Genomic DNA, 392 nt, shown 5'->3' with positions numbered 1-392 from the left:
GAAGTAACCTGTGTAGATATAGTAGAAGAAAAAGTAAACAAGATGCGCAATGGCGAAATGCCGATCTATGAGCCGGGGCTTGATATTTTGTTTTTGCGTAACATCAAACAGGAGCGGTTAACGTTTACCACCAACCTTGCCGAAGCGATAGCACCGGCGAAAGTGATCTTTTTAGCCTTGCCAACGCCACCGGGGGCAGATGGTGCGGCAGATTTGAGCTATGTACTTGGCGCGGCTAAGGATATCGCCAAACTGATCACCGAGTATAAAGTGATCGTGACCAAATCAACCGTACCGGTAGGCACGGCAGATAAAGTGACCGCGGTAATGAAAGCCAATACAGATGTACCATTCGCGGTAGTATCCAACCCAGAGTTTTTACGTGAAGGTGT

General features: G+C 47.7%; 1 pseudogene. It reads left to right on the top strand.

Annotated elements, in window-relative coordinates:
* Positions 1-392, top strand: a pseudogene (locus tag DUL71_RS31815) (UDP-glucose/GDP-mannose dehydrogenase family protein); the annotation flags it as partial.

Origin of the sequence: Mucilaginibacter endophyticus (assembly GCF_003351025.1) — a bacterium.
Classification (GTDB): domain Bacteria; phylum Bacteroidota; class Bacteroidia; order Sphingobacteriales; family Sphingobacteriaceae; genus Mucilaginibacter; species Mucilaginibacter endophyticus.
The sequence above is the reverse complement of the archived record's forward strand: the minus strand, read 5'-3'. Positions and strand labels throughout refer to the sequence as shown.